Raw genomic sequence first — 21,730 nt, 5'->3', positions numbered from 1 at the left:
CGGCGACGGTGACGGCGAGGACGACGAGCGGGGCGGCGGGGGCGCACGGGCCGCCCCGTTCGTGCGCCTTATGCGCCGCCGGTGTGCACCTGGAACGCGGCGCGGCGGACGGCCTTGGCGAGCGCCGGGTCCGGATGCGCCGCGGCGAGGGCGACGAGCACCTGGACGGTGCGCGGGTGCCCGACGGCGCGTACCTCTTCCAGGAGGCGCGGCACGGAGCCCTGGACCGCCGAGTCGAGGTGGCGGATCAGGAGTTGGGTCTCACCGTGGTCCGCGACGGCCGCCGCGGTGTCCACCCACAGCCAGGTCGCCTCCTCCCGCGTGAGCACCTCGGGCGCGGTCTCCGGGTCGCCGCCCTCGTGCTCGGCCAGCCACAGCAGGGCGTACGGGCGCAGCGCGGGCTCGTCGGCCGCGGTGCGGACGGCGGGTTCGGCAGGGGCGCCGACGGCACGCAGCGCCTCGAAGGCCAGCCCGCGCAGCAGGGCGTCCTCGCCGCGGGCGACGGTCAGCAGTTCCTCGACGGCGGCGCCGGCCGCGCGGGCGGCGAGCCAGGCGCGGTATTCGGTGCGGGCCGGGCCCGGGGTGAGCCGGGCGCAGCCGCGCAGCATCGCCTCCGCGGACTGCTCGATATGACCCGCCGGGCTCTGCGCGGCGACACAGATCCGCTCCAGCTTGACCCACACCGACCAGTGGCCCAGCGGCGTCAGCTGCGCCTCGTCGCTGCTGTAGGGACCGCCGTCGTAGGAGCCGCCGTCGTAGCCGTCGCGGCCCTGGGGCTGCTGGTGGGCGCCGGTGCGGGCCGCCGCGTGCGGGCCGCGCGGCGGGACCATCGCGCCCACCGTCGTCAGCGCGCCCAGCGCCCAGTCCAGCAGTGCGGCGAGCGGGGCCCCCGCGGCCTCGTTCGCGCTCCCCTCGGCGCCGTCGGCGTCGGCCGCATCCCGGCCGTAGGGGACCTCGCAGCGTTCGGTGCGCAGCTCGGCGACGCGCTGTTCGAGCATGTCGAGCAGCGCGGTCAGCCGTACGGGCCCGGCGGACAGATGCAGCAGGGACAGCAACTGCGGTACGGCCTCGACCACTTCGGCGACGATCGCGGGGCCGGCGCCGACCGGTGCGGGACGGGCCAGCGACCAGGCGTCGAACAGCGCGACCCAGCCGCGCAGCGCGGCGGCGTCGTCGCGGTCCCAGGCGCGCAGCCGCCAGCCGGGGCGGGCGACGCCGCCGTGCAATTCGATCAGGCCGGCGAGCCGGGCGCGGTCCCAGTCGGTGCGGACCTGGTGCGGTGTCAGGTCCAGGTCCGCGGCGGCGCGTTCCACGGCGTCGTCGGGCAGCGCCCCGTCGGGGCCGGCCCGCAGGCCCGCGCCGGTGGCGCCCGGGCCGTCGGCCCAGCGGGCGAGGCGGGCCGCGCCGGCCAGGGCGGCGCGGGCCTGGCGGGCCAGTTCCGCCGGGGCGGGCGTGCCCGCGGGCGGGCGGGGCGCCGGGCGGGCGGCCCGGGTGCTCACCGCCCGGCGGGCGGCCGCAATCGGTTGACCGGAGACGAGTCGGAGCCGGGAGTCGCGCGGAGTACGGGACGTCACAGGAGCAGTCTTGCCGCTGACGGCCCGAAAGCCCAATCGGAACGAGGCGTGGGGTCTTCCCCGGCCGCGTCATCCCGCCGACCCATCCCTGATGTGGGGAGTTGTCCCCCCGTATGCCCGCCGGTCACCGGCGCGGCGGGGCCGGGAGCGGGGCTGGGGGCAGGGCCCGGGGCGGGGCCGGGAGCAGGGCCGGGAGCGGGGCTGGGGGCGGGGCTGGGGGCGGGTTCACATCAGGGGAGTGAGGAAGCGGCGCAGGGCCTCTTCGTACCGGGTGGGGTCGGCGTTCCACATGGCCGCGTGCGGAGCGCGCGGGACGCTCTGAAGGGTGATCAGGTCCGGGCGGCGGGCGGCGAAGGAGCGGGAGACGTCCCAGGGGGCGAGGGTGTCGCCGGGGCCGTGGATGAGGAGCGTGGGGACGGTCAGGGTGGCCGGGTCGACCGCGTCGGCGGGGCGGTGGACGGGCAGTCCGGTGATGCCCTCGGCGGCGCGCACCACCAGGGGCAGCAGGGCGCGCGGGACCCCCCGGGCGGTGGCCAGCGCGCGGACGGTGGCGTGCCGGTCGAGGACCGGGGAGTCCAGGATCAGGCCGCTGATGCGGTCGCGCAGCGCGGAGTGGGTGGCGGCGCGCAGCGCCATGGTGGCGCCGGTGGACCAGCCGTAGAGGACGACGTCGCGGGCGCCGTAGCGGACCGCATAGCGGATGGCGGCGTCCAGGTCGCGCCATTCGGCGTCGCCGAGGTGGTTGATGCCGTCGGCGGTGGCGGGGGCACCCAGGTCGTTGCGGTAGGCGACGTCGAGAACCGGAAGGCGGTGGTGGCGCAGGAAGGGCATGACGACCATGGGGTGCTCGCGGGTGGTGCCCAGACCGTGCGCGGTGATCACCCAGGTGTCGCGGACGCCGGGGAGGAACCACGCGGGCAGCGGTCCCAGTTCTCCGGGGACGTCGACATCGGCGCATTCGATGCCGAGGGCGTCGCGGGGGTTGCCGATGTGCACCTGCGGGGTCAGCCGCATCCGGGCGCCGGGCCGCAGGGTGCCGTGGGTAACGCGGGTCAGCCGGCGGACGACGGTGTCGGGGGCATGCGGGGAGCCGTGGACGACGGGACCGATCACGGCGTGGCAGCCGGCGCCGGTCAGGCCGTAGACACCGGGGCGCAAGGACGCGAAACCACGGGTCAGCGTGACCAGATCGTCGGTGAAGGAGTGCACGGTGAGACGGGTGTCGCCGGGCAGGGGGCGGTTGGGGGGCGGTTTCAGGGCAATATCGCCGGCGTACCGGCCGATCGCCACGGCGGCCACCCCGGCTCCGATCACGGTCGTGGCGGCCACGGCCGCCGCGGTACCCCGGCGCACCCTTCCAGTGTGCAAAGGAGGGCCGGGGGCGGCCAGCGGGACGGGCGCGGGCGGGTGACGGGGTCAGTCGTGGCGGCCGTAGCCGTCGAGTTTGGCGCGGGCCTCGTCCAGCTGGGCGGGCGACAGCAGGCTGGGGGTGTGCCCCGGCAGGGAGCTCGCGGCCAGCCATACCCGGCACATCCACTCCAGCTGGGCGGTGCGGTCCAGGGCCTGGCCGAGGCCGTCTCCGTAGGCGATCGTGCCGTGGTTCTGGAGCAGACAGGCGGTGCGGTCGCGCAGCGCCTCGCGCATATGGCTCGCGAGTTCGTCGGTGCCGTAGAGGGCGTAGCGGGCGACGCGGACCGGGCCGCCGAGGGCGCCGGTCATGTAGTGGACGGGCGGGAGTTCGGTGACGAGGGTGGAGACGGCGGTGGCGCAGGGGGCGTGGGTGTGCACGACGGCGGTGGCGGAGGTGTCGCGGTAGACCGCCAGATGCATCGGGAGTTCGCTGGTGGGGCGCAGGGAGCCGATGATCTGGCGGCCTTCGAGGTCGACGGCGGTGATGTCGCCGGACCCGAGCCGGTCGTAGGGGACGCCGGTGGGGGTGACCAGGATCAGGTCCTTGATCCGGCAGGAGACATTGCCGGAGGTGCCGACGACCAGGCCGTCGGCGACGGTGCGGCGGGCGGTGTCGACCAGTTCGGCCCAGGACTCGGCGATGCGGTCGGGGTGGTCGTGCATGGTGTCCTCCGGTGCGGTGGCGGCAGCGTGCGGACGGGCGGATGCGGTGCGCGCCACCGTACGGGCAGGCGGGGGCACGGTACGACAGGGGCACGTTGTCCGGTATCCCCCATATGAGGATTACCGCGCGCTTCATGGCGAATGGCCGAGGATCGACCGTCCCGGGTCGGGCGGCCGCTACCTTCGGGCAGACGTGCAGGGATGCGGCACCCGAGCAGCTCCGGGCGGCCCCAACTGCTCGATGTGCAGCGCAGAAAGTTTGCCAACGGGTGTGATGGAAGTGACTTCTGAGGTACTTTCGCGTGAATCATGCGGTGGTGTCACTGGCGAGCCCCTCTTCGTTCACCTTCCGTTCACCCACCCTCCCTACGGTCCGAGCGACACTGACCTTCGAACTGATTGCCTGGGTGAATGGAACACATCACGCTTCTCATCGGGATCGTGATCGTCACGGCCTTGGTGTTCGACTTTACGAACGGCTTCCACGACACGGCCAATGCAATGGCCACCACCATCTCCACCGGGGCATTGCGACCCAAGACCGCGGTGGCGATGTCGGCAGTGCTCAACCTCGTAGGTGCGTTTCTGTCCGTGGAGGTGGCCAAGACCATCTCCGGCGGGATCATCGATGAGAGCGCAGGCATCAGACCAGAAGTGATCTTCGCCGGCCTGGTCGGCGCGATCGTCTGGAACCTGGTGACCTGGCTGGCGGGCCTGCCCTCCAGTTCGTCCCACGCCCTTTTCGGCGGTCTGATCGGCGCCACGGTGGTGTCGGTGGGCACCGGCGGGGTGCACGGCGACGCCGTGGTGATGAAGGTCCTCATCCCCGCGGTGGCCGCGCCCTTCGTCGCCGGCCTGGCGGCGATGGCCGCGACCCGGCTCACCTACCGGCTCACCCGGGGCCGCGACGAGGCGGACACCGCCAAGGGCTACCGCGCCGGGCAGATCGCCTCGGCCGCCCTGGTGTCGCTCGCCCACGGCACCAACGACGCACAGAAGACGATGGGTGTGATCACGCTCGCGCTGATCACCGGCGGGGTCGTCGCCCCGCACGCCGACCCGCCGCTGTGGGTCATCGCCTCGGCCGGTCTGGCCATCGCCCTGGGCACGTACCTGGGCGGCTGGCGGATCATCCGCACCATGGGCAAGGGCATCACCGACATCCAGCCGCCGCAGGGCTTCGCCGCCCAGACCAGCGCCGCAGCCACCATCCTGGCCTCCTCCCACCTCGGCTTCGCGCTCTCCACCACCCAGGTCTGCTCCGGCTCCGTCATGGGCTCGGGCCTGGGCCGCAAGGGCGGTGTGGTGCGCTGGTCGACGGCCGGGCGGATGGTGCTGGCCTGGGGGCTGACGCTGCCGGCGGCCGGTGCGGTCGCGGCGGGCGCCGCGTTCCTGACCAAGCAGGGCTCCTGGGGCGTGGCGGCGGTCGCCATCCTCGGCCTCGGGGTGTGCGGTGCGATCTGGGCCGCCTCCCGGCGCAAGCCCATCGACCACAGCAATGTCAATGACGGTCCGGCCGCGGAGCCGGTGGGCGTGGTGACCGCCGCGCTGAAGACCGTCTCCCCTCCCCCGGCGGGTTCGGTGACCGCGCAGGCCACCGCGGCGGACGCCGCCGAAGCGTCCGCCCCCGCCGCCCGTACGAAGGCCGCGACGGCCACCACCCGCTAGCCGCCGCGCAGACCGACCCGCAGGTCCTCCTCCCATAAGGAACACGGAACACATGAGCATCGACTGGGCAGCTCTCGGCCAGGTCTTCGGCGTCACCCTCGCGGTGACGGTCGGGATCGTGGGCCTGTTCACCGTCGGCATCGTCGGGACGTCGCGCCGGCCGGCCGTCGAGGGCGATGCGGCCGCGGCCACCGCCCCCGGTACGGGTGCACGGACCACTGCGGTGGCCGCCTTCGCCCTGTGCGCGGCGGCCGTGGCATACGGCATCTATCTGATCGTCGCCGCCTGAGCGACGGCGCCTGAGCACCAGAGCACCGCAGAGGCGCTCAGCGGCCGCGGGGATCCCCCCGGCCGCTGAGCGCCTCGTCTGCTTCCTTGGCCAGTTCGTCGGCGATGGCCGTGCGGCCCCGGCTGCCGAGGAATTCCGAGACCCGGATCTGCACGACCTTGCTGAACGTCTGGTAGTGGGCGCTGCGCGGGCGCGGCTGGGCCGCCCGCAGCGCGGCGTACAGCGTCCGGGTGTACGACGGCACCTGCCCCGGCCGCGGCGCCGGCGGCGAGGCGGCGCCCCGCTCGCCGCGCTGGGCGTCCCCGGGCGGCAGCGGGCACGAAGGGGCACCCGCCCCCTCCAGGTAGGCCGAGTCGCGGGTCGCCGCGAAGCCCCGTTCCAGCAGGCAGCGCTCGCTGCCCCGGCCGGTGAGCGCCTCGATCAGCGCGCGGGCGCCCTCGGGCCGGGTGGTGTGCGCGGAGACGGCGAGGTTCTGCCCGCCCAGGACGGACATCCGTTTGCCGTCGGAGGGGCGGGCCGGCAGCTGGGCGACGTCGAACTGGACGCCGGGGGTGAGCTTCTCTGCAACCGAGGCGTACTCGACGGGCCAGTTGCGCATGAACAGCGCCCGGCCGTCGGCGAACCAGCGGCGGCTCTCGGTCTCGTCCATCGTCGTGGCCTCGTGCGGCATGATCGCATCGAGCCGGAGCTTGAGGTCGCCGACGCCCTGCTGGAGCGAGCCGACCTGCGCGCCCTTGGTGAAGCTGGTGGCGTCCGGGTCGCCGCCCGCGTCCCAGGCGGCCTCCAGGGTGTTGACGGTCAGCCCTTCGTACGGCCGCAGCTGGGCGACCATGCCGTACATCCGGGGCGGCTGCTTCTTCCCCTTCGGCGTCCGGGCGGCGTCGCGGTTGCGGTCCGCCGCGACCTGTTCGGCCATGGTGGTCAGGTCCTCCCAGTCGGCGGGCGGTTCGTCATGGCCGTACTTCTTGAGGATGTCCTTGCGGTAATAGAGCAGCCCGGCGTCGGTGTTGAAGGGGACGCCCCAGACCTTGCCGTCGTACTCGGCCGTCTTGACGACCGAGTCGAGGAAGTCGCCGTCCAGGCTCGTGCCCCAGGGCTGGATCACGCCCGCCTCGGCGAACTCCGCGGTCCAGGCGACATCGATGTTCAGGACGTCATAGCCGCCGTTGCCGGACTGACCGGCCGCCAGCAGCTGGCTGCGCTGGCCGTCGGCGGTGTCGGGGAGGGTGACGATGCGTACGGTGCGGCCGCTGCGCCGTTCGAAGGCGCGGATGAGGTCCTGGCGGACGCCGGAGCTGCTGAGGTCGCTGCCGGTGGCCAGCACGATCGGGCCCTTCTCGGGGAGCGGCCCGGGGCCCGACGTACAGCCGCTCGCCGCGGCCAGGATCAGGCAGGCCAGCGCGGTACGCGTCAGGGTGCGCGAGAGCGTCACCGGTCCCCCTTTGCTGCGGTGCCGATCGAGGCGATGAAACCGGCGAGCTGATCGGGCGCCCCGGGACTCCCCGTCACACAGCGGCCCTTGGAGGCACCGGCCAGCCATTGGAGCGCGAAGGTGTCGCAGCCGGAGCGGCCCAACGACAGCGTCAGCACCGGCACGTCGGGGCCGTCCTTCAGCAGCCCGGCGAGCGCCTTCTCGACGCCCGCGGCGCGCCGGGATCCGCCGTCGTCCTGGTCGAGGATCAGCACGATGGCGTTGCTGGTGCCCTTGGCCTGCTTCATCGTGCGGACGGCGGCGGTCAGCGCCTCCTCCATCGCCGCGCCGTGGTCGACCAGTTCGCCGCCCGCGATCCGCGCCAGCGCGGCCCGGCCGGGGGCCGGATCGGCGGTGCCGAGCCGGACCGCCCTGTGCACCGCATCGGGGTCGTCGGGCCGGGCGCGGTCGGGGAAGGTCCACAGCCCGTACGTGTGGTGGGCACCGACCATCTCCAGCGCGCGGCCGGCCGCCGCGGCGGCGACGGGCAGTTTGCCGCCGTCGGCCATGGAGGTGGAGGTGTCCATCAGGATCAGCAACTGGCTGGACTTCTGGGCCTTGTCGTAGCCGTCCAGCACCTCGGCGACCTGGTCCGGGTCCGCGGTGAAGGGGACGACGGGGACCTGCGGGTCGGTTTCGGTGCGGCTGTCGAGCAGCGGCGAGCCCTTCGCCGGCTGCGGCATGGCGCCGTCCTTGCCGGGCACCCCGCGGTAGCCCTGCGCGACGAGGATGCGCTGCCCGCCGTCCGGATCGCGCAGCCACTGGGCGAAGCGGTCGACGGCGGCCCGGCGGGCGGTGGCGTCGGCGGCGCCGCGCCAGGCGACGCGGATCAGCGGGTGGTCGAGGGCGGGGACGTTCTTGGGGTAGTAGGCGGCGTAGCGGTCGCGCAGCGGGAGCGGTCCGGAGCGGGCCGGGCAACTCCCGGTGGCGCGGCCGAGGTTGAAGTCGGCGAGGGATTTCTCGGAGACCAGCGGTGCGGACCGCGCGGCGGCCCCGGAGCCGGCCGTGGCGCCGGCGGCCGCGCCCGCGTCGGGGCGCAGCGAGCACAGCAGCTCGGTGCTGCCGGCGTACTGGCTGCCGGGGGCCGAGAGCCGGCTCTCGGCGTCGTCGGCGACGGCGGGGTCGGGGGCGGTGCCCGCGGAGCCGAGGGCGGCGCCGTCGTGGGCGAGGTAGAGGCCGATGGTGTGCAGCAGGCCGGTGCCGGACAGGACGGGGCTGGGGCGCAGCAGTTTGAGGTTGCGGTGGTCGGCGTCGGTGCCGGTGAGCAGGTCCCGCCAGGTGGCGGCGCCCTGTTCGACGTCGTCCAGCCGCTTGTTGGCCGGGATGCCGACGACCAGCGGGGTGTAGGCGACGGGGCCGGTGTTGTGCAGGGCCGCCGGGGATCCGGTGGCGGGCACGGCCCGGCGGGCCTGGTCGTAGTCGGCGCTCGATTCGGGGATCCACAGATCGGGTTGCGGGCCGGGCCGGTAGAGGGGGTCGGTGCCCTTGTCGTCGGCCGCATCGCCGTCGCCGGTGCCCTGGGCCTCGCCCTGCCAGCGGGCGGCGGCGGCGAAGCCCTGGTCGATCTGGTCCTTGGCGGCGGAGTAGACGGTGATCTGGGCGCGCCGGCAGCCGTCGGCGTAGTCGCCCTCGCCGGCGAGGGGGCGGGTGTTGGCGGCGGACATCTCGTAGGCGAAGGCCGCCTGGCGCAGGGCGGGTTCGTCCTCGGGGGCGGTCAGCAGCCGCAGTTCGAGGGCGGGGCGGCAGGCCGGGGGCTCGCCGGGGAGGTTCAGCAGGACGATGCCGCCGGTGGCCGGTACGAAGACGATCGCCAGGATGAGCAGCAGCCGGACCCAGTGCCGCAGGAAGGGGTTGAGCCAGCGGCGTAAGCGGATCCGCAGCGGGGTCCGGGGCCTGGGCTCGGAGGTCGCGAAGGAGAGGACGACGTCGTCGGTGGTGTTCTGCTGCGCGGAGCGGGGCTCCCACACCTCGCCCATCGGGGTGCGCTCGTCGGCCAGCTCGGCGCGCAGCGCACCGACCAGGTCCTCGAAGGTGACACAGCACCGGCCCGGGATGCCGCGGCCGAGGATGCGCACCACGGCGCGGGTGAAGACGCTGCCGCCGGCCGGTTCGTCGCCGCTGAAGATGCGGCGGTTGGGCTGCGCGGCCATCAGCAGCGACAGGGGTTTGCGGGAGGAGTGGAATGCCTCGCCGGCGTTGCCGGAGTAGCAGCACTCCAGGATGATCACGATCCGGTCGGCGCGTGCGTTGTCCAGATAGCGCAGCACCAGGTCCTGCCAGGAGACGGTCTTGTGGCGCGCTTCGGAGGCCCCGACCATCAGCTGGAGGTCGCCGCCGTCCGAGCCGACCCGGCCGTGCCCGGAGAAGTGCACCAGCAGCAGTCCGCGCGCCTCGGCGGTGACCGCGTCCAGCGCCTGCTCCACCTCCCAGGGCTCCTGCGGACGGCAGATACGGACCTCGCCCTTGGTGAACAGGTCGGTGGCCGGATCGACCAGGACCCGTTCCAGCTCCTCGGCGTTGTCCTTCACGGCGGGCAGCGGGCGCAGATGCCGGTAGTCGCTGACACAGATCAGCAGCGCCCGGTTGACCTTGCCCCGTGCGTCGTATTCGGACATCCGCTCAGTCCCCGGCGGTGCTGCCGCCCCCGGCGCCGCCGAGCTCGCGCAGCGGCCCGTCGCCCTCACCGACCGCGACGGCGGGTTCCTCGCCCTGGCTGCGCTCCTCCCGGCGGCGGCGCAGCCACTCCTGGAGGGCGATGGTCAGGCTCTTGGTGACCTCCGCGGCGACCGCACCGATGACGGCGAGGATCACATCGTCCACGCCGAGGGCCATGTCGGCCGGGCCCGCCGCCCCGGCGCCGTCGTCCTCACCGGCCGGCCGCGGGCGCTGCGCCCACTCGTGCGGCCGCTGCGTCAGCCAGGGCTCGCGCTCCAGCCAGGCGCGCAGATCCGCGGCGTCCTGCTCGGGATTGTGCGTCCCCGAGATCCTGATCCGGATCTCCTGACGCTCGGCGCTGTTCGGCATCCCCCGACCCCCTTCCGGCGGGCCGCATCGCCCACCGCGCACCAGATAGTGACGCGGGATCAGTCCCAGGGGCAACTCCCGGTGACCCACCGACCACCCTGTGGTCCGCACCACACCCCCTGACACAGGGCTGCGCCGCAGGTCAAGTGTGAGTTGACGGGCATTCGCGGGGCGTGGTGGACTGCCCGGGCCAATCGGCGACAGCAGAGGAAGTCCGGTGCGAATCCGGCGCGGTCCCGCCACTGTCACCGGGGAGCGTTCCTCCGAGCGACGGCCACGGCCCGTGTTCCTTACGGGCGGGAAGGCCGGGGGCGACGCCGATCCGGGAGCCAGGAGACTCTTGTCGCCGTCACGTCGAGCCAGGGCGCGGACCCTGAGTGAGGACACCATCGCCATGCCCGGCCGCAGCAGTTCCAGACGCCCCCGCCCCTTTGAGGCACTGCCTCGCCGAGGCCCGGCGGCGGTCTGATCCGATGCGCGGCGAACACGCGGGATATGCGTGCGGCGCGGCCCTGGGCTTTCTCGGCGACCTGATCGCGGCGGACCCCCGGCGCGGCCATCCGGTGGCCGCCTTCGGCCGGGCCGCGGCCGCGGCCGAACGCCGGCTGTGGCGCGACCATCGCGGATACGGGGCGGTGCACACCGTGGTGTGCGCGGGCGGCGCGACGGCCGCCGCGGCGCTGGTGCAGCGCACCGTGCGCACGCCGGCGGCGCGGGCCGCGCTGACCGCGGTCACCGTCTGGGCGGTGCTCGGCGGCACCTCGCTCGGCCGGGAGGCGCGGGCGGTCGGCGAGGCGCTGACGGCGGGCGATCTGACGGCGGCGCGGGCGCGGCTGCCGCATCTGTGCGGCCGCGATCCGCAGGCGCTGGACGGGCCGCAGATGGCCCGCGCGGTGGTGGAGTCGGTCGCCGAGAACACCTCGGACGCGGTGGTGGGTGCCCTGGTGTGGGGCGCGTTGGGCGGTGTGCCCGGTCTGGTGGCGTTCCGGGCGGTGAACACCCTGGATGCGATGGTCGGTCATAAATCGCCGAGGTACCGCCGGTTCGGCTGGGCGGCGGCCCGCCTCGACGATGTGGCCGGCTGGCCCGGCTCCCGGCTGACCGCCGCGCTGACCGTGCTCGCGGGCCCCGACCGGCGCGGTGCGCTGCGGGCGTGGCGGGCCGACGGCGGGGCGCATCCGAGCCCCAATGCGGGCCCGGTGGAGGCGTCGTTCGCGGGCGCGCTCGGCGTACGGCTGGGCGGCACCCTGGCGTACGGCGGGCGGACCGAGCACCGCCCGGTGCTCAACGGGGCGGCGCCGCCGCCCGCCGTGCCCGATATCGAGCGGGCGGTACGGCTCTCGCGCCGGGTCGGCGTCCTGGCGCTGGCGGCAACGGTCGCGGGACGGCTGGCGGCGGGCGCGCTACGACACAGGAGGAGGACCCGGTGAACGGGCGGTTCGGGCAATCCGGGAATCCGGGCGGCGGTCTGCTGGTGGCCGGTACGACGTCGGACGCGGGCAAGAGCGTGGTGACGGCGGGCATCTGCCGCTGGCTGGTCCGGCAGGGCGTCAAGGTGGCCCCGTTCAAGGCGCAGAACATGTCCCTCAACTCCTTCGTCACCCGCGAGGGGGCGGAGATCGGGCGGGCGCAGGCGATGCAGGCGGCCGCGGCGCGGGTGGAGCCGACCGCGCTGATGAACCCGGTCCTGCTCAAGCCGGGCGGCGAGCGCAGCAGCCAGGTGGTGCTGCTGGGCAAACCGGTGGGTGAGCTGAGCGCCCGCGGCTACCACGCGGGGCGGCAGGAGGAGCTGTTCGGTACGGTCACCGACTGCCTCGCCGAACTCCGCCGTACCCACGACGCGGTGATCTGCGAGGGCGCCGGCAGCCCCGCCGAGATCAACCTGCGGCGCAGCGACATCGTCAACATGGGCATCGCGCGGGCGGCCCGCCTCCCGGTGGTGGTGGTCGGCGACATCGACCGCGGTGGCGTCTTCGCCTCCTTCTTCGGGACCACGGCGCTGCTGTCGCGGGAGGACCAGGCGCTGGTCGCCGGATACCTCGTCAACAAGTTCCGCGGTGACGTGACGCTGCTGGAGCCCGGACTGGAGATGCTCAAGCAGCTGACCGGGCGGCCGACGCTGGGCGTGCTGCCGTACGCGCACGGGCTGGGCATCGACGAGGAGGACGGACTGAGGGTCTCGCTGCGGGGAGCGGTGCGCGAGAGCGTGGTGGCCCCGCCGGTGGGTGCGGATGTGCTGCGGGTCGCGGTGTGTGCCGTTCCGCTGATGTCCAACTTCACCGATGTGGACGCGCTGGCTGCCGAACCGGGCGTGGTGGTGCGCTTCGTGGACCGCGCCGAGGAGCTGGCGGATGCGGATCTGGTGGTGCTGCCCGGGACGCGCGGGACGGTCCGCGCGCTGGCCTGGCTGCGCGAGCGGGGGCTGGCGGACGCCGTCGCCCGGCGGGCCGCGGAGGGGCGCCCGGTGCTGGGCATCTGCGGCGGCTTCCAGATGCTGGGCGAGCGCATCGAGGACGAGGTCGAGTCGAAGGCGGGCACGGTCGCGGGGCTGGGGCTGCTGCCGGTGCGCGTACGCTTCGCGCCGGACAAAACCCTCGCACGCCCCGTCGGCACGGCGCTGGGCGAGCCGGTGGAGGGGTACGAGATCCACCATGGCGTGGCCGAGGTGTCCGGGGGTGAAGCGTTCCTCTCCGATGACCGAGGGCGCAGCCTGGACGGCTGCCGGGCCGGCTCGGTGTGGGGCACGCACTGGCACGGCTCCCTGGAGAGCGACGGTTTTCGCCGGGCGTTCCTGCGGCGGGTGGCGGCGGACGCGGGCCGGGCCTTCGTGCCGGCCCCCGACACCCGCTTCGGCGCGCTGCGCGAGGAGCAGCTGGACCGGCTCGGCGATCTGATCGAGGAGCACGCGGACACCGACGCGCTGCTGCGGCTGATCGAGAAGGGGGTGCCGACGGGGCTGCCGTTCGTGCCGCCGGGGGCGCCCCGCCTCTCACCTGCGACCTCCGCTCACGCGGAGCTGACGGAGCGCGAACCGCAGCGCTGTTCGCCGTGCCCGGCACACCCCCGCGGCTGCGGGGAGAATGACGCAACCGTCGCACAGCACAAGACCGATGATGCGTCCGACCACAGCAATTCCCTCGAAAGGGGTGCCCCGTAATGGCATCGGTGCCTTACCCGTTCACTGCGGTCGCCGGAATGGACGACATGCGCCTGGGCCTGCTGTTGAACGCCATTTCGCCGGCCATCGGCGGCGTCCTCGTCCGCGGGGAGAAGGGCACCGCCAAGTCGACGACGGTGCGCGGTCTCGCAGCGCTGATGCCGAGCGTCGAGGTCATCACCGGCTGCCGCTTCGCCTGCGCCCCCGCCGACCCCGACCCCGGTTGCCCCGACGGCCCACACGAGGCGGACGCGTCCGAGGACCGTCTGACGCGCATGGTCGAACTGCCGGTCGGTGCCTCCGAGGACCGCCTGGTCGGCGCGCTGGACATCGAGCGGGCGCTGTCCGAGGGGGTGAAGGCGTTCGAACCGGGGCTGCTCGCCGACGCGCACCGCGGGATCCTGTACGTCGACGAGGTCAACCTGCTGCACGACCACCTGATCGACCTCCTGCTGGACGCCGCCGCCATGGGCGCCTCCTATGTGGAGCGCGAGGGCGTCTCCGTGCGCCATGCCTCCCGTTTCCTGCTCGTCGGGACCATGAACCCCGAAGAGGGCGAGCTGCGGCCGCAGTTGCTGGACCGCTTCGGGCTGACCGTCGAGGTGGCGGCGTCCCGGGAGCCGGCGCAGCGGGTGGAGGTCGTCCGGCGGCGGCTGGCGTACGAGGACGATCCGGCCGGTTTCGCGGGGCGCTGGGCCGGCGAGGAGGCAGCGCTGCGGGAGCGGATCGCGGCGGCGCGGGCGCTGCTGCCGGACGTGGCCCTGGGCGAGAAGGCGCTGCACCAGATCGCCGCGGCCTGCGCCGCGTTCGAGGTGGACGGGATGCGCGCGGACATCGTGATGGCCCGGACGGCGACGGCGCTGGCCGCATGGGCGGGCCGGACCGAGGTCCGCTCGGAGGACGTCCGGCAGGCTGCGCTGCTGGCGCTGCCGCACCGCAGGCGGCGCAATCCGTTCGATGCGCCCGGCCTGGACGAGGACAAACTGGACGAGGTGCTGGAGGAGTTCGGCGGCGCGGACGGGGACGACGACCCGGATCCGGAGCCCGAGGGCCCGGACGGCGGACCGGACGACGGTCCCGACGGCGGCCCGGACGGCGGCGGGCCCGGCGGCGTGCCCCCGCAGGGCGACGGCCAGGAGGGCCCCGCGCAGCAGACCCCGCCCACCGGGCCGGACGCGGATGCCCCCGGGGCGCCGCCGGAGGAGCCGGCCGGGCAGCCCGCGCCGTCCGCACAGGGCGGCGAACAGGCAGCCGTGGGTGCCGCCGAGCCGTTCCGTACGCGGCGGCTGGACGTTCCGGGGCTGGGCGAGGGCGCCGACGGCCGCCGCTCGCGGGCCCGTACCGCCCATGGCCGTACCACCGGGGCCCGGCGGCCCAAGGGTGCCCTCGGCGCGCTGCACCTGTCGGCGACCGTACGGGCCGCCGCGCCGCATCAGCATGCGCGCGGCCGCCGCGGCCCGGGGCTGGTGGTGCGCCGGGACGATCTGCGCGAGGCGGTGCGCGAGGGGCGGGAGGGCAATCTGGTCCTGTTCGTCGTGGATGCGTCCGGGTCGATGGCGGCGCGCAAGCGGATGGGCGCGGTCAAGGGCGCGGTGCTCTCGCTGCTGCTCGACGCCTACCAGCGGCGCGACAAGATCGGCATGATCACTTTCCGGGGGAAGGGCGCCGAGCTGGCGCTGCCGCCGACGTCCTCGGTCGAGGCGGGCGCGGCGCGGCTGGCGCAGCTGCCGACGGGGGGCCGTACGCCGCTGTCGGAGGGGCTGCTGCGGGCCCATGAGGTGCTGCGGGTGGAGCGGCTGCGGGATCCCTCGCGGCGGCCCCTGCTGGTGGTCGTGACGGACGGGCGGGCGACGGGCGGGCCGGAGCCGCGGCTGCGGGCCGCCCGTGCGGGGCGGCTGCTGGCCGCCGAGGGCACCGCCTCTGTCGTGGTGGACTGCGAGACCGGCCCCGTACGGCTGGGCCTGGCGGCCGAGCTGGCCCGGGAGCTGCACGGCACCGCCGTCACCCTCGACGAACTGCGCGCGGAGAGCGTCTCCGCGCTCGTACGGACCGTTCAAGACCATCGGAGGGCCGCGTAATGCCTCAGGGACAACCGACCGTCGTACCGGACGACGGGCTCACCACGCGTCAGCGCCGCAACCGGCCGCTGGTGTTCGTGCACACCGGGACCGGCAAGGGAAAGTCCACGGCGGCCTTCGGTCTGGCGCTGCGGGCGTGGAACCAGGGCTGGCCGATCGGGGTGTTCCAGTTCGTGAAGTCGGCGAAGTGGAAGGTCGGCGAGGAGCGGGCGCTGAAGGTGCTCGGCGACTCCGGCGAGGGCGGGACGGTCGCCTGGCACAAGATGGGCGAGGGCTGGTCGTGGGTGCAGCGCGACTCCCAGTTCAGCAACGAGGAGGCGGCGCGCGAGGGCTGGGCGCAGGTCAGGCGCGACCTCGCCGCGGAGACCTACAAGCTGTACGTCCTGGACGAGTTCGCCTACCCGCTGAAGTGGGGCTGGATCGACACCGACGAGGTGGTGTCGGTGCTGCGCGACCGCCCCGGCACCCAGCACGTCGTGATCACCGGGCGGGGCGCCCCCGAGCCGCTGCTGGACTTCGCCGATCTCGTGACGGACATGACGAAGGTCAAGCACCCCATGGACGCCGGCCAGAAGGGCCAGCGGGGTATCGAATGGTGAGCTGGGCATGACCGGGACCGCGATCCCCCGTCTCGTCATCGCCGCGCCCTCCTCCGGCGCGGGCAAGACGACCGTCGCCACCGGCCTGATGGCGGCCTTCGCCGAGGCCGGTCTGACGGTCTCGCCGCACAAGGTCGGGCCGGACTACATCGACCCGGGCTACCACTCCCTGGCCACCGGCCGCCCCGGCCGCAATCTGGACGCGTATCTGTGCGGCCCGGAGCGGATCGCCCCGCTGTTCCTGCACGGCGCGGCGGGCGCGGACCTGGCGGTCGTGGAGGGCGTGATGGGGCTGTTCGACGGCGCGTCCGGTAGGGGCGAACTGTCGTCGACGGCGCAGGTGGCGAAGCTGCTGCGGGCGCCGGTGGTGCTGGTGGTGGACGCCTCCTCGCAGTCCCGGTCGGTGGCCGCGCTGGTGCACGGCTTCGCGTCCTGGGATCCGGAGGTGCGGCTGGCCGGGGTGATCCTCAACAAGATCGGCTCGGAGCGTCATGAGGCGCTGCTGCGCGAGGCGATGGACTCGTCGGGGGTGCCGGTGCTGGGCGCGCTGCGGCGTACCCGGCAGGCCCGTACGCCCTCGCGGCATCTGGGCCTGGTGCCGGTCGCCGAACGCCGCGCCGAGGCGGTGGAGTCGGTACGGGAGCTGGCCGCGCGGGTGCGCGAGGGCTGCGATCTGGAGGCGCTGCTGGCGCTGGCGCGCGGGGTGCCGGCGCTGCCGGACGTGCCCTGGGACCCGGCCGCGGAGGCCGGTCCCAGGACCGGCGGCGACCGGCCGCGGATCGCCGTCGCGGGCGGCGCCGCGTTCACCTTCTCGTATGCCGAGCATGCCGAGCTGCTGACCGCGGCGGGCGCCGAGGTGGTGCCCTTCGATCCGCTGCGCGACGAGCAACTCCCGTCCGGCACCCGGGGGTTGGTGATCGGCGGCGGCTTCCCCGAGGTGTACGCACCGGAGCTGTCGGCGAACGCGCCGCTGCGGGCGGCGGTGGCCGCCCTGGCCGCGGGCGGGGCACCGGTGTCCGCGGAGTGCGCCGGGCTGCTGTATCTGTCCCGCTCGATAGACGGCCGGCCGATGTGCGGGGTGCTGCCCGCCGACGCCCGGATGACCGAACGGCTCACGCTGGGCTACCGGGAGGCGGTGGCGCTGAGCGACAACGCCATGGCGGCGGCCGGGACGCGGGTGCGCGGCCACGAGTTCCACCGCACGGCCCTGGAGCCGGGCGCGGGCGCCGCCCCCGCGTGGGGGATGACGCATCCCGAGCGGCGGGTGGAGGGTTTCGTCAGCGGCGGGGTGCATGCCTCGTATCTGCATGTGCACTGGGCGGCCGAGCCGGCGCTGGCGCGGCGGCTGGTGGCGAGCGCGGCGGCCGGCTTCCGGTGAGCGGCGCCCCGGTGGTCGTCGGGGTCGGTGCCGGGCGCGGGGTCCCGGTGTCCGAGGTCCTGGAGCTGATCGCGGCCGCCCGCGCGGCGGCCGGATGTGCGCACCGCCCGCTGGCGGCGCTGGCGACGGTGGCGGCCAAGGCCGACGAGCCGGGGCTGGTCGGGGCGGCGCGGCGGCTGGGGGTGCCGCTGTGGTCGTATCCGGCCGGGGCGCTTGCCGCCGTCGGGGTTCCGGCGCCGTCCGGGGCCGTGGCGGCCGCCGTCGGGACGCCGAGCGTCGCCGAGGCGGCCGCGCTGCTGGCCGCCGGGCCGGGCGGGCAACTGCTCGCGGGCAAGCGGAAATCGGCGCCCCGGGGGCGCCCGGCGCGGGCCACCTGCGCGCTCGCCGTACCGGGCAGTAACGGATAACCCCGTCCTTACCGCTGGTAGGAGGGGAGTGCCCGCCACCGCCTGCCCCGCTGCCGATATCGTCATGACCTCTCCCAACCCGCTCCGCCGTGACCCGGATCGGCGGACGACGGTCATCGGCGACAAGGCACCCGACAGTGAAACCCCGGTACCAAGGAGACCCAGTGACCACCCCTCCCGCATTGCTCATCGCCGGTCACGGCACCCGTGACGAAGGCGGGGCCGAGGCCCTGCGCACGCTGGTGCGGGTGCTCGCCGCCCGCCATCCGGACGTGCCGGTCGCCGGCGGGTTCTTCGGCGCGGCCGACTCACCGCTGCCGCTGGGCGACGCCGTCGACGAACTGGCCGGACGGGGCGTCACCCGTCTCGTCGCCGTACCGCTGCTGCTGGCCCCCACCGGTCGGGCCGGGGAGACCCTGGACGCCGCGCTGGCGCGGGCCGCCGGGCGCCACCCCGGGCTCGACCACGCCTGCGGCGCCGAACTGGGCCCGCACCCCCGGCTGCTGGAGGTGCTGGAGCGGCGGCTGGACGAGGCGCTGGGCGGCGGGGTGCGGCGGCCCGAGGACCGGGCCCGGACGACGGTGCTGCTGGTGGGGCACGGGGCGAGCGATCCCTATGCCAATGCCGAGGTGGTACGGGCCGCGCGGCTGCTGTGGGAGGGCCGCGGCTTCGCCGGTGTGGAGACCGCGTTCCTGACGCAGGCGGCGCCCGATGTGCCGGCCGGTCTCGACCGGTGCCGGGCGCTGGCCGCCGCGGCCCCGGCGGCGGGCGGTCCGGGCCGGATCGTGGTCCTGCCGTACTTCTTCTTCCCCGGCGGCCTGCTGGAGCGGCTGCGGATGCAGACCGAGGGGTGGGCGGCGGTGCACCCGCACACCGAGGTGCTGGGCGCCGGAGTGCTGGGCACTCCGCCCGAGGTGGCCGAGGTGGTCATGGAGCGCTACCGCGAGACGGTGGCGGGCGGCGTGCCGGACGAGCACCGGGCGGCGGCGGAGGACGCCCGGGACGCGGACGGTGCGGCGCAGGAGCCGGGCGACGGGGACGGGCCGGAGGCGGGCGACGCGGACGGGCGGGGCGGGGACGTCCGGGGCGCACAGGAACGGGATGCGCATGCGGGCAATCGCTGACACCGGGACCGGGACCGCGGCCGGCCACGAACCGGATCTGCGCCACCACGGCGACGCCGAGGTACGGGCGGCGGACGGGGCGGAGGGGGCAAACGGGTCGGACCCGACGGCCCCGGCCGATCCGAACCGCCCGACCGGCCCGACCGATCCGACCCCTCTGACCGATCTGGCGGTCAACGTCCGGGCCGGTACTCCCCCGGCCTGGCTCAAGGCCGAGATCGCCGCCTCGCTGGACGGTCTCGCCGCGTATCCGGACGGCCGGGCGGCGCGCCGGGCGGTGGCCGCGCGGCACGCTCTGCCGGTGGAGCGGGTGCTGCTGACGTCGGGCGCCGCGGAGGCGTTCGTGCTGCTCGCCCGCGCCGTCCGGGCGAAGCGGCCGGTCGTGGTGCATCCGCAGTTCACCGAGCCCGAGGCGGCGCTGCGGGACGCCGGGCACACGGTGGAGCGGGTGCTGCTGACCGAACGGGACGGGTTCCGGCTGGATGCGGACGCGATCCCGTCGGATGCCGATCTGGTCGTCGTCGGCAACCCCACCAACCCCACCTCCGTCCTGCATCCCGCCGAAACCCTGGCTTCTCTGGCCCGGCCCGGCCGGACGCTGGTGGTGGACGAGGCGTTCATGGACGCGGTGCCCGGGGAACGGGCCGCGCTGGCCGGGCGGACGGATCTGCCGGGGCTGGTCGTGCTGCGCAGCCTCACCAAGACCTGGGGGCTCGCGGGCCTGCGGATCGGCTACGTCCTGGCCGCGCCCGACCTGATCGCCGATCTGGCCGGGGCGCAGCCGCTGTGGCCGGTCTCCAGCCCCGCGCTGGCCGCGGCGCGGGCCTGCACCACGCCCGCGGCGCTGGCGGAGGCGGCCGCGGCGGCCGAGGAGATCGCCGCCGACCGGGCCCATCTGCTGGCCCGGCTGGGCGAGTTCCCGACGCTGCGGGCGGTCGGCCCGGCCGAGGCGCCGTTCGTGCTGATCCGGCTGCCGGACGCCATGACGGTACGGGCCGGGCTGCGGGCGCGCGGCTTCGCGGTACGGCGCGGGGACACCTTCCCCGGCCTGGGCCCGGACTGGCTGCGGCTCGCCGTCCGGGACCGGGCGACCACCGACCGCCTCGTGACGGCGCTGGCGGAGGTGCTGGGCGCGGCGGCGTCCTGAGCGGGGCCCGGCGCGCGCAGCCGGGGCCCGGCGCGCCGTCCTCGCCGGGGGTCTCGCCGGGACCTCGTAGGCACCACGCCCGTACGAGATCCCGGCGAGGGGTGGGGCACGCCGTGCGGAGCGTGCCCCGGCCGTCCCCGCACCGGCGCCCCCACAGCACCGGCACGGGCACGGGGTTGTCAGCCGCGGCCGTCCGGCGCGGCGGTGCGGCGCCGGCGGATGAGGCCGAACGTCCCGGCGCCCGCGGCGAGCAGCAGGGCGGAGCCCCCGGCGAGGTACGGGGTGGCCGAACTGCTGCCGGTCTCGGCGAGGTCGCCCGTAGCGGGGTGGGAGCCGGACGGGGTGTTCACGTGGGTACCGCCGGAGGACGAGCCGCCGGAGTGGCCACCGGTCGACTGGCCGCCCGACTGACCGCCCGTCTGACCTCCTGAGGCGCCGCCCGACTGACCGCCCGACTGACCGCCGGACTGGCCCCCGGTCTGGCCGCCCGAGGCGCCCCCGGACTGGCCTCCCGTCTGCCCGCCCGTCGTCCCGCCCGAGCCGCCGTGCGGCGTCTCGCAGGTCGCCTCGGCGAGCGTGACCCGCCCCCGGACCTCGGCCACATTCAGCTTCAACGGGTTGACACCGACGTTCAGTTGCAGCGCGGTCGCCGCCGCGCTGCGGCCCGTCACGCTCCGCTTCGACAGATCGAGCCGGACGTCACCGACGCCGGGCACCTTGACGTCCGTCGTCCCGCCCGCCTTCAGCGTGACCTTCTTGCCCAGGACCAGCACGCTGCCCAGCACATTCGACGTGGCACGCGGCCGCTCGCCCGCCGCGCACACCGCCCGCGACGTCACCTGCCGGACCTCGATCAGGGACAGCCGCCCGAGCCCGGGGACGTGCACCTTGGCATGCACGAGGTTGGCGTAGCCCTCGGCCTTGTGGCGGTCGGCGGTGGCCCGCGCGGTGGCGACATCCGCGCGCAGCACGCCGAACGGCCGGCCCTGGTCGATACCGTCGAGCCGGACGGAGAGCGCCGTCTTGTCGGCGGAGCCGGGCGCGTGCACCTCGTCGAGGGTGGCGCGCAGCGGCACCTGGAGCGCCCTGGCGAGCAGCCCGACGTTCAGGTCGGTGCGGAGCACGACGGCGCCGGAGGAGCCGTGGGTGCGGCCGGTGGCCTGCGCCGGGACGGCGCCCATGAGGACGGCGGGGCCGGCCGTGAGGGCGGCGGCGACGAAGGTCGCGGCGAGCCGTCGGGGCCTGCCGAAGAAGCCGGTGGAACTGGTGGACACGTGAGTGGAACCCCCACAAGAGAAATGGAGCCGCCGGCCGCGCCAATGGGGGACATCGCGCGGGCCGACGACCTCGACCCGCACATCGTGGACGCACGGAGGGTGAACGGGCAGCCACGCGAGATCAGTTCACCCTATTAGGTGATTTTCGCCTGTCCGCTGCGCTTTGCCTGGGCCCCACGTTGTCGGCTTTCCCGCCGTGGGTGTTGTTCGCCGTTGCGCCTGCGGCGGGCCCGTTCGCTGCGCTTTACCTGAGCCGACGTTCTGGCTTTCCCTCCGTAGCGCCTGCGGCGGGCGTTGCCGCTGGCGCGGGGCTGTCCGGCAGCGGTACCGGCCCTACACGGCTCCGCCGCTACGGCCCGGCACCTCCCCGTAGGGGGTGGGAAAAAGACGGTGGGGGCGAACGTGCGCTGTCCAGTGCGCGTCACGGGAACGAGACACCCGACGCCCGCCCCCACCGGCCTCTT

17 protein-coding genes and 1 riboswitch are annotated in these 21,730 nt (G+C 75.0%); of the genes, 10 read left to right on the top strand and 7 right to left on the bottom strand.

Annotated features, from left to right (window positions below):
* Window positions 1–68: 68 nt before the first annotated feature.
* The 3 genes from SNA_RS10640 to SNA_RS10630 form a co-directional block, all read right to left on the bottom strand.
* Window positions 69–1,574, bottom strand: coding sequence for a hypothetical protein (locus SNA_RS10640; protein WP_078969819.1), 1,506 nt, complete (start codon window positions 1,572–1,574; stop codon window positions 69–71).
* Between the two features lie 225 nt (window positions 1,575–1,799).
* On the bottom strand, window positions 1,800–2,927 hold the full coding sequence (locus SNA_RS10635) for an alpha/beta hydrolase (protein WP_030068494.1): 1,128 nt from the start codon (window positions 2,925–2,927) through the stop codon (window positions 1,800–1,802).
* Window positions 2,928–2,990: 63 nt separating this feature from the next.
* A complete protein-coding gene (locus SNA_RS10630; protein WP_030068493.1) occupies window positions 2,991–3,647 on the bottom strand; it encodes a class II aldolase/adducin family protein in 657 nt (218 codons plus the stop codon).
* 411 nt (window positions 3,648–4,058) lie between these two features.
* On the opposite strand from SNA_RS10630, the gene SNA_RS10625 reads away from it, so the two are divergent.
* Together SNA_RS10625 and SNA_RS10620 are read left to right on the top strand one after the other, a co-directional pair.
* Window positions 4,059–5,315, top strand: coding sequence for an inorganic phosphate transporter (locus tag SNA_RS10625; RefSeq protein ID WP_044364509.1), 1,257 nt, complete (start codon window positions 4,059–4,061; stop codon window positions 5,313–5,315).
* A 52-nt stretch (window positions 5,316–5,367) separates the two neighbouring features.
* Entirely contained in the window at window positions 5,368–5,604 is a 237-nt protein-coding gene (locus SNA_RS10620; protein WP_030068491.1) for a hypothetical protein, read from the top strand.
* Window positions 5,605–5,641: 37 nt separating this feature from the next.
* Here the strand turns inward: SNA_RS10620 and SNA_RS10615 are convergent, their stop codons facing one another.
* Genes SNA_RS10615 through SNA_RS10605 form a run of 3 tightly spaced genes read right to left on the bottom strand, consistent with a single transcriptional unit; the run spans window position 5,642 to window position 10,099 of the window.
* Window positions 5,642–7,036 carry an extracellular solute-binding protein gene (locus SNA_RS10615; protein WP_030068490.1) on the bottom strand — a complete coding sequence of 465 codons (1,395 nt, stop codon included), beginning with the start codon at window positions 7,034–7,036 and terminating at the stop codon, window positions 5,642–5,644.
* Window positions 7,033–9,690 (bottom strand): caspase family protein, encoded by a 2,658-nt coding sequence (locus SNA_RS10610; protein ID WP_044364507.1) that lies wholly within the window; start codon window positions 9,688–9,690, stop codon window positions 7,033–7,035. Before SNA_RS10610 ends, SNA_RS10615 begins: the two co-directional genes overlap by 4 nt.
* A 4-nt stretch (window positions 9,691–9,694) precedes the next feature.
* Entirely contained in the window at window positions 9,695–10,099 is a 405-nt protein-coding gene (locus tag SNA_RS10605) for a hypothetical protein (protein WP_044364504.1), read from the bottom strand.
* Between the two features lie 207 nt (window positions 10,100–10,306).
* Window positions 10,307–10,438, top strand: a riboswitch (cobalamin riboswitch).
* A 134-nt stretch (window positions 10,439–10,572) separates the two neighbouring features.
* Between SNA_RS10605 and SNA_RS10600 the strand changes: the two genes are divergently transcribed.
* The 8 genes from SNA_RS10600 (at window position 10,573) to cobC (ending at window position 19,989) form a co-directional block, all read left to right on the top strand.
* Complete coding sequence (locus SNA_RS10600; protein ID WP_044364501.1) at window positions 10,573–11,529, top strand: cobalamin biosynthesis protein; 957 nt, start codon at window positions 10,573–10,575, stop codon at window positions 11,527–11,529.
* Window positions 11,526–13,256, top strand: a complete 1,731-nt coding sequence (locus SNA_RS10595; RefSeq protein ID WP_241779600.1) for a cobyric acid synthase — start codon at window positions 11,526–11,528, stop codon at window positions 13,254–13,256. The genes SNA_RS10600 and SNA_RS10595 overlap by 4 nt, the downstream gene beginning before the upstream one ends.
* Window positions 13,256–15,334, top strand: a complete 2,079-nt coding sequence (locus tag SNA_RS10590; RefSeq protein ID WP_044364499.1) for a putative cobaltochelatase — start codon at window positions 13,256–13,258, stop codon at window positions 15,332–15,334. The genes SNA_RS10595 and SNA_RS10590 overlap by 1 nt, the downstream gene beginning before the upstream one ends.
* Window positions 15,334–15,933, top strand: a complete 600-nt coding sequence (cobO, locus tag SNA_RS10585; protein ID WP_030068481.1) for a cob(I)yrinic acid a,c-diamide adenosyltransferase — start codon at window positions 15,334–15,336, stop codon at window positions 15,931–15,933. Before SNA_RS10590 ends, cobO begins: the two co-directional genes overlap by 1 nt.
* A 7-nt stretch (window positions 15,934–15,940) precedes the next feature.
* The gene (locus SNA_RS10580; RefSeq protein ID WP_044364496.1) at window positions 15,941–17,311 is read left to right on the top strand and encodes a cobyrinic acid a,c-diamide synthase CobB; all 1,371 of its coding nucleotides are present in this window, start codon (window positions 15,941–15,943) and stop codon (window positions 17,309–17,311) included.
* A 47-nt stretch (window positions 17,312–17,358) separates the two neighbouring features.
* Complete coding sequence (locus tag SNA_RS10575; RefSeq protein WP_420823467.1) at window positions 17,359–17,718, top strand: cobalamin biosynthesis protein; 360 nt, start codon at window positions 17,359–17,361, stop codon at window positions 17,716–17,718.
* 164 nt (window positions 17,719–17,882) lie between these two features.
* Window positions 17,883–18,842 (top strand): sirohydrochlorin chelatase, encoded by a 960-nt coding sequence (locus SNA_RS10570; RefSeq protein ID WP_078969818.1) that lies wholly within the window; start codon window positions 17,883–17,885, stop codon window positions 18,840–18,842.
* Window positions 18,826–19,989, top strand: coding sequence for an Rv2231c family histidinol phosphate aminotransferase CobC (gene cobC / locus SNA_RS10565; RefSeq protein WP_104531953.1), 1,164 nt, complete (start codon window positions 18,826–18,828; stop codon window positions 19,987–19,989). Before SNA_RS10570 ends, cobC begins: the two co-directional genes overlap by 17 nt.
* A gap of 179 nt (window positions 19,990–20,168) precedes the next feature.
* Here cobC and SNA_RS10560 read toward each other — a convergent pair whose 3' ends face one another.
* Entirely contained in the window at window positions 20,169–21,263 is a 1,095-nt protein-coding gene (locus SNA_RS10560; RefSeq protein ID WP_044364493.1) for an SCO1860 family LAETG-anchored protein, read from the bottom strand.
* Window positions 21,264–21,730 lie beyond the last annotated feature (467 nt).

The sequence above is a fragment of the Streptomyces natalensis ATCC 27448 genome (assembly GCF_000935125.1).
Lineage (GTDB): Bacteria > Actinomycetota > Actinomycetes > Streptomycetales > Streptomycetaceae > Streptomyces > Streptomyces natalensis.
This window is presented reverse-complemented; position numbering and strand designations above follow the sequence as displayed.

Excerpts from the sequence above, each read along its gene's own strand:
- SNA_RS10625 (WP_044364509.1), top strand. The coding sequence starts at position 4,059 with ATGGAACACATCACGCTTCTCATCGGGATCGTGATCGTCACGGCCTTG.
- SNA_RS10605 (WP_044364504.1), bottom strand. The coding sequence starts at position 10,099 with ATGCCGAACAGCGCCGAGCGTCAGGAGATCCGGATCAGGATCTCGGGG.
- SNA_RS10600 (WP_044364501.1), top strand. The coding sequence starts at position 10,573 with ATGCGCGGCGAACACGCGGGATATGCGTGCGGCGCGGCCCTGGGCTTT.
- SNA_RS10630 (WP_030068493.1), bottom strand. The coding sequence starts at position 3,647 with ATGCACGACCACCCCGACCGCATCGCCGAGTCCTGGGCCGAACTGGTC.
- cobO (WP_030068481.1), top strand. The coding sequence starts at position 15,334 with ATGCCTCAGGGACAACCGACCGTCGTACCGGACGACGGGCTCACCACG.
- SNA_RS10590 (WP_044364499.1), top strand. The coding sequence starts at position 13,256 with ATGGCATCGGTGCCTTACCCGTTCACTGCGGTCGCCGGAATGGACGAC.
- SNA_RS10610 (WP_044364507.1), bottom strand. The coding sequence starts at position 9,690 with ATGTCCGAATACGACGCACGGGGCAAGGTCAACCGGGCGCTGCTGATC.
- cobC (WP_104531953.1), top strand. The coding sequence starts at position 18,826 with ATGCGGGCAATCGCTGACACCGGGACCGGGACCGCGGCCGGCCACGAA.
- SNA_RS10620 (WP_030068491.1), top strand. The coding sequence starts at position 5,368 with ATGAGCATCGACTGGGCAGCTCTCGGCCAGGTCTTCGGCGTCACCCTC.
- SNA_RS10580 (WP_044364496.1), top strand. The coding sequence starts at position 15,941 with ATGACCGGGACCGCGATCCCCCGTCTCGTCATCGCCGCGCCCTCCTCC.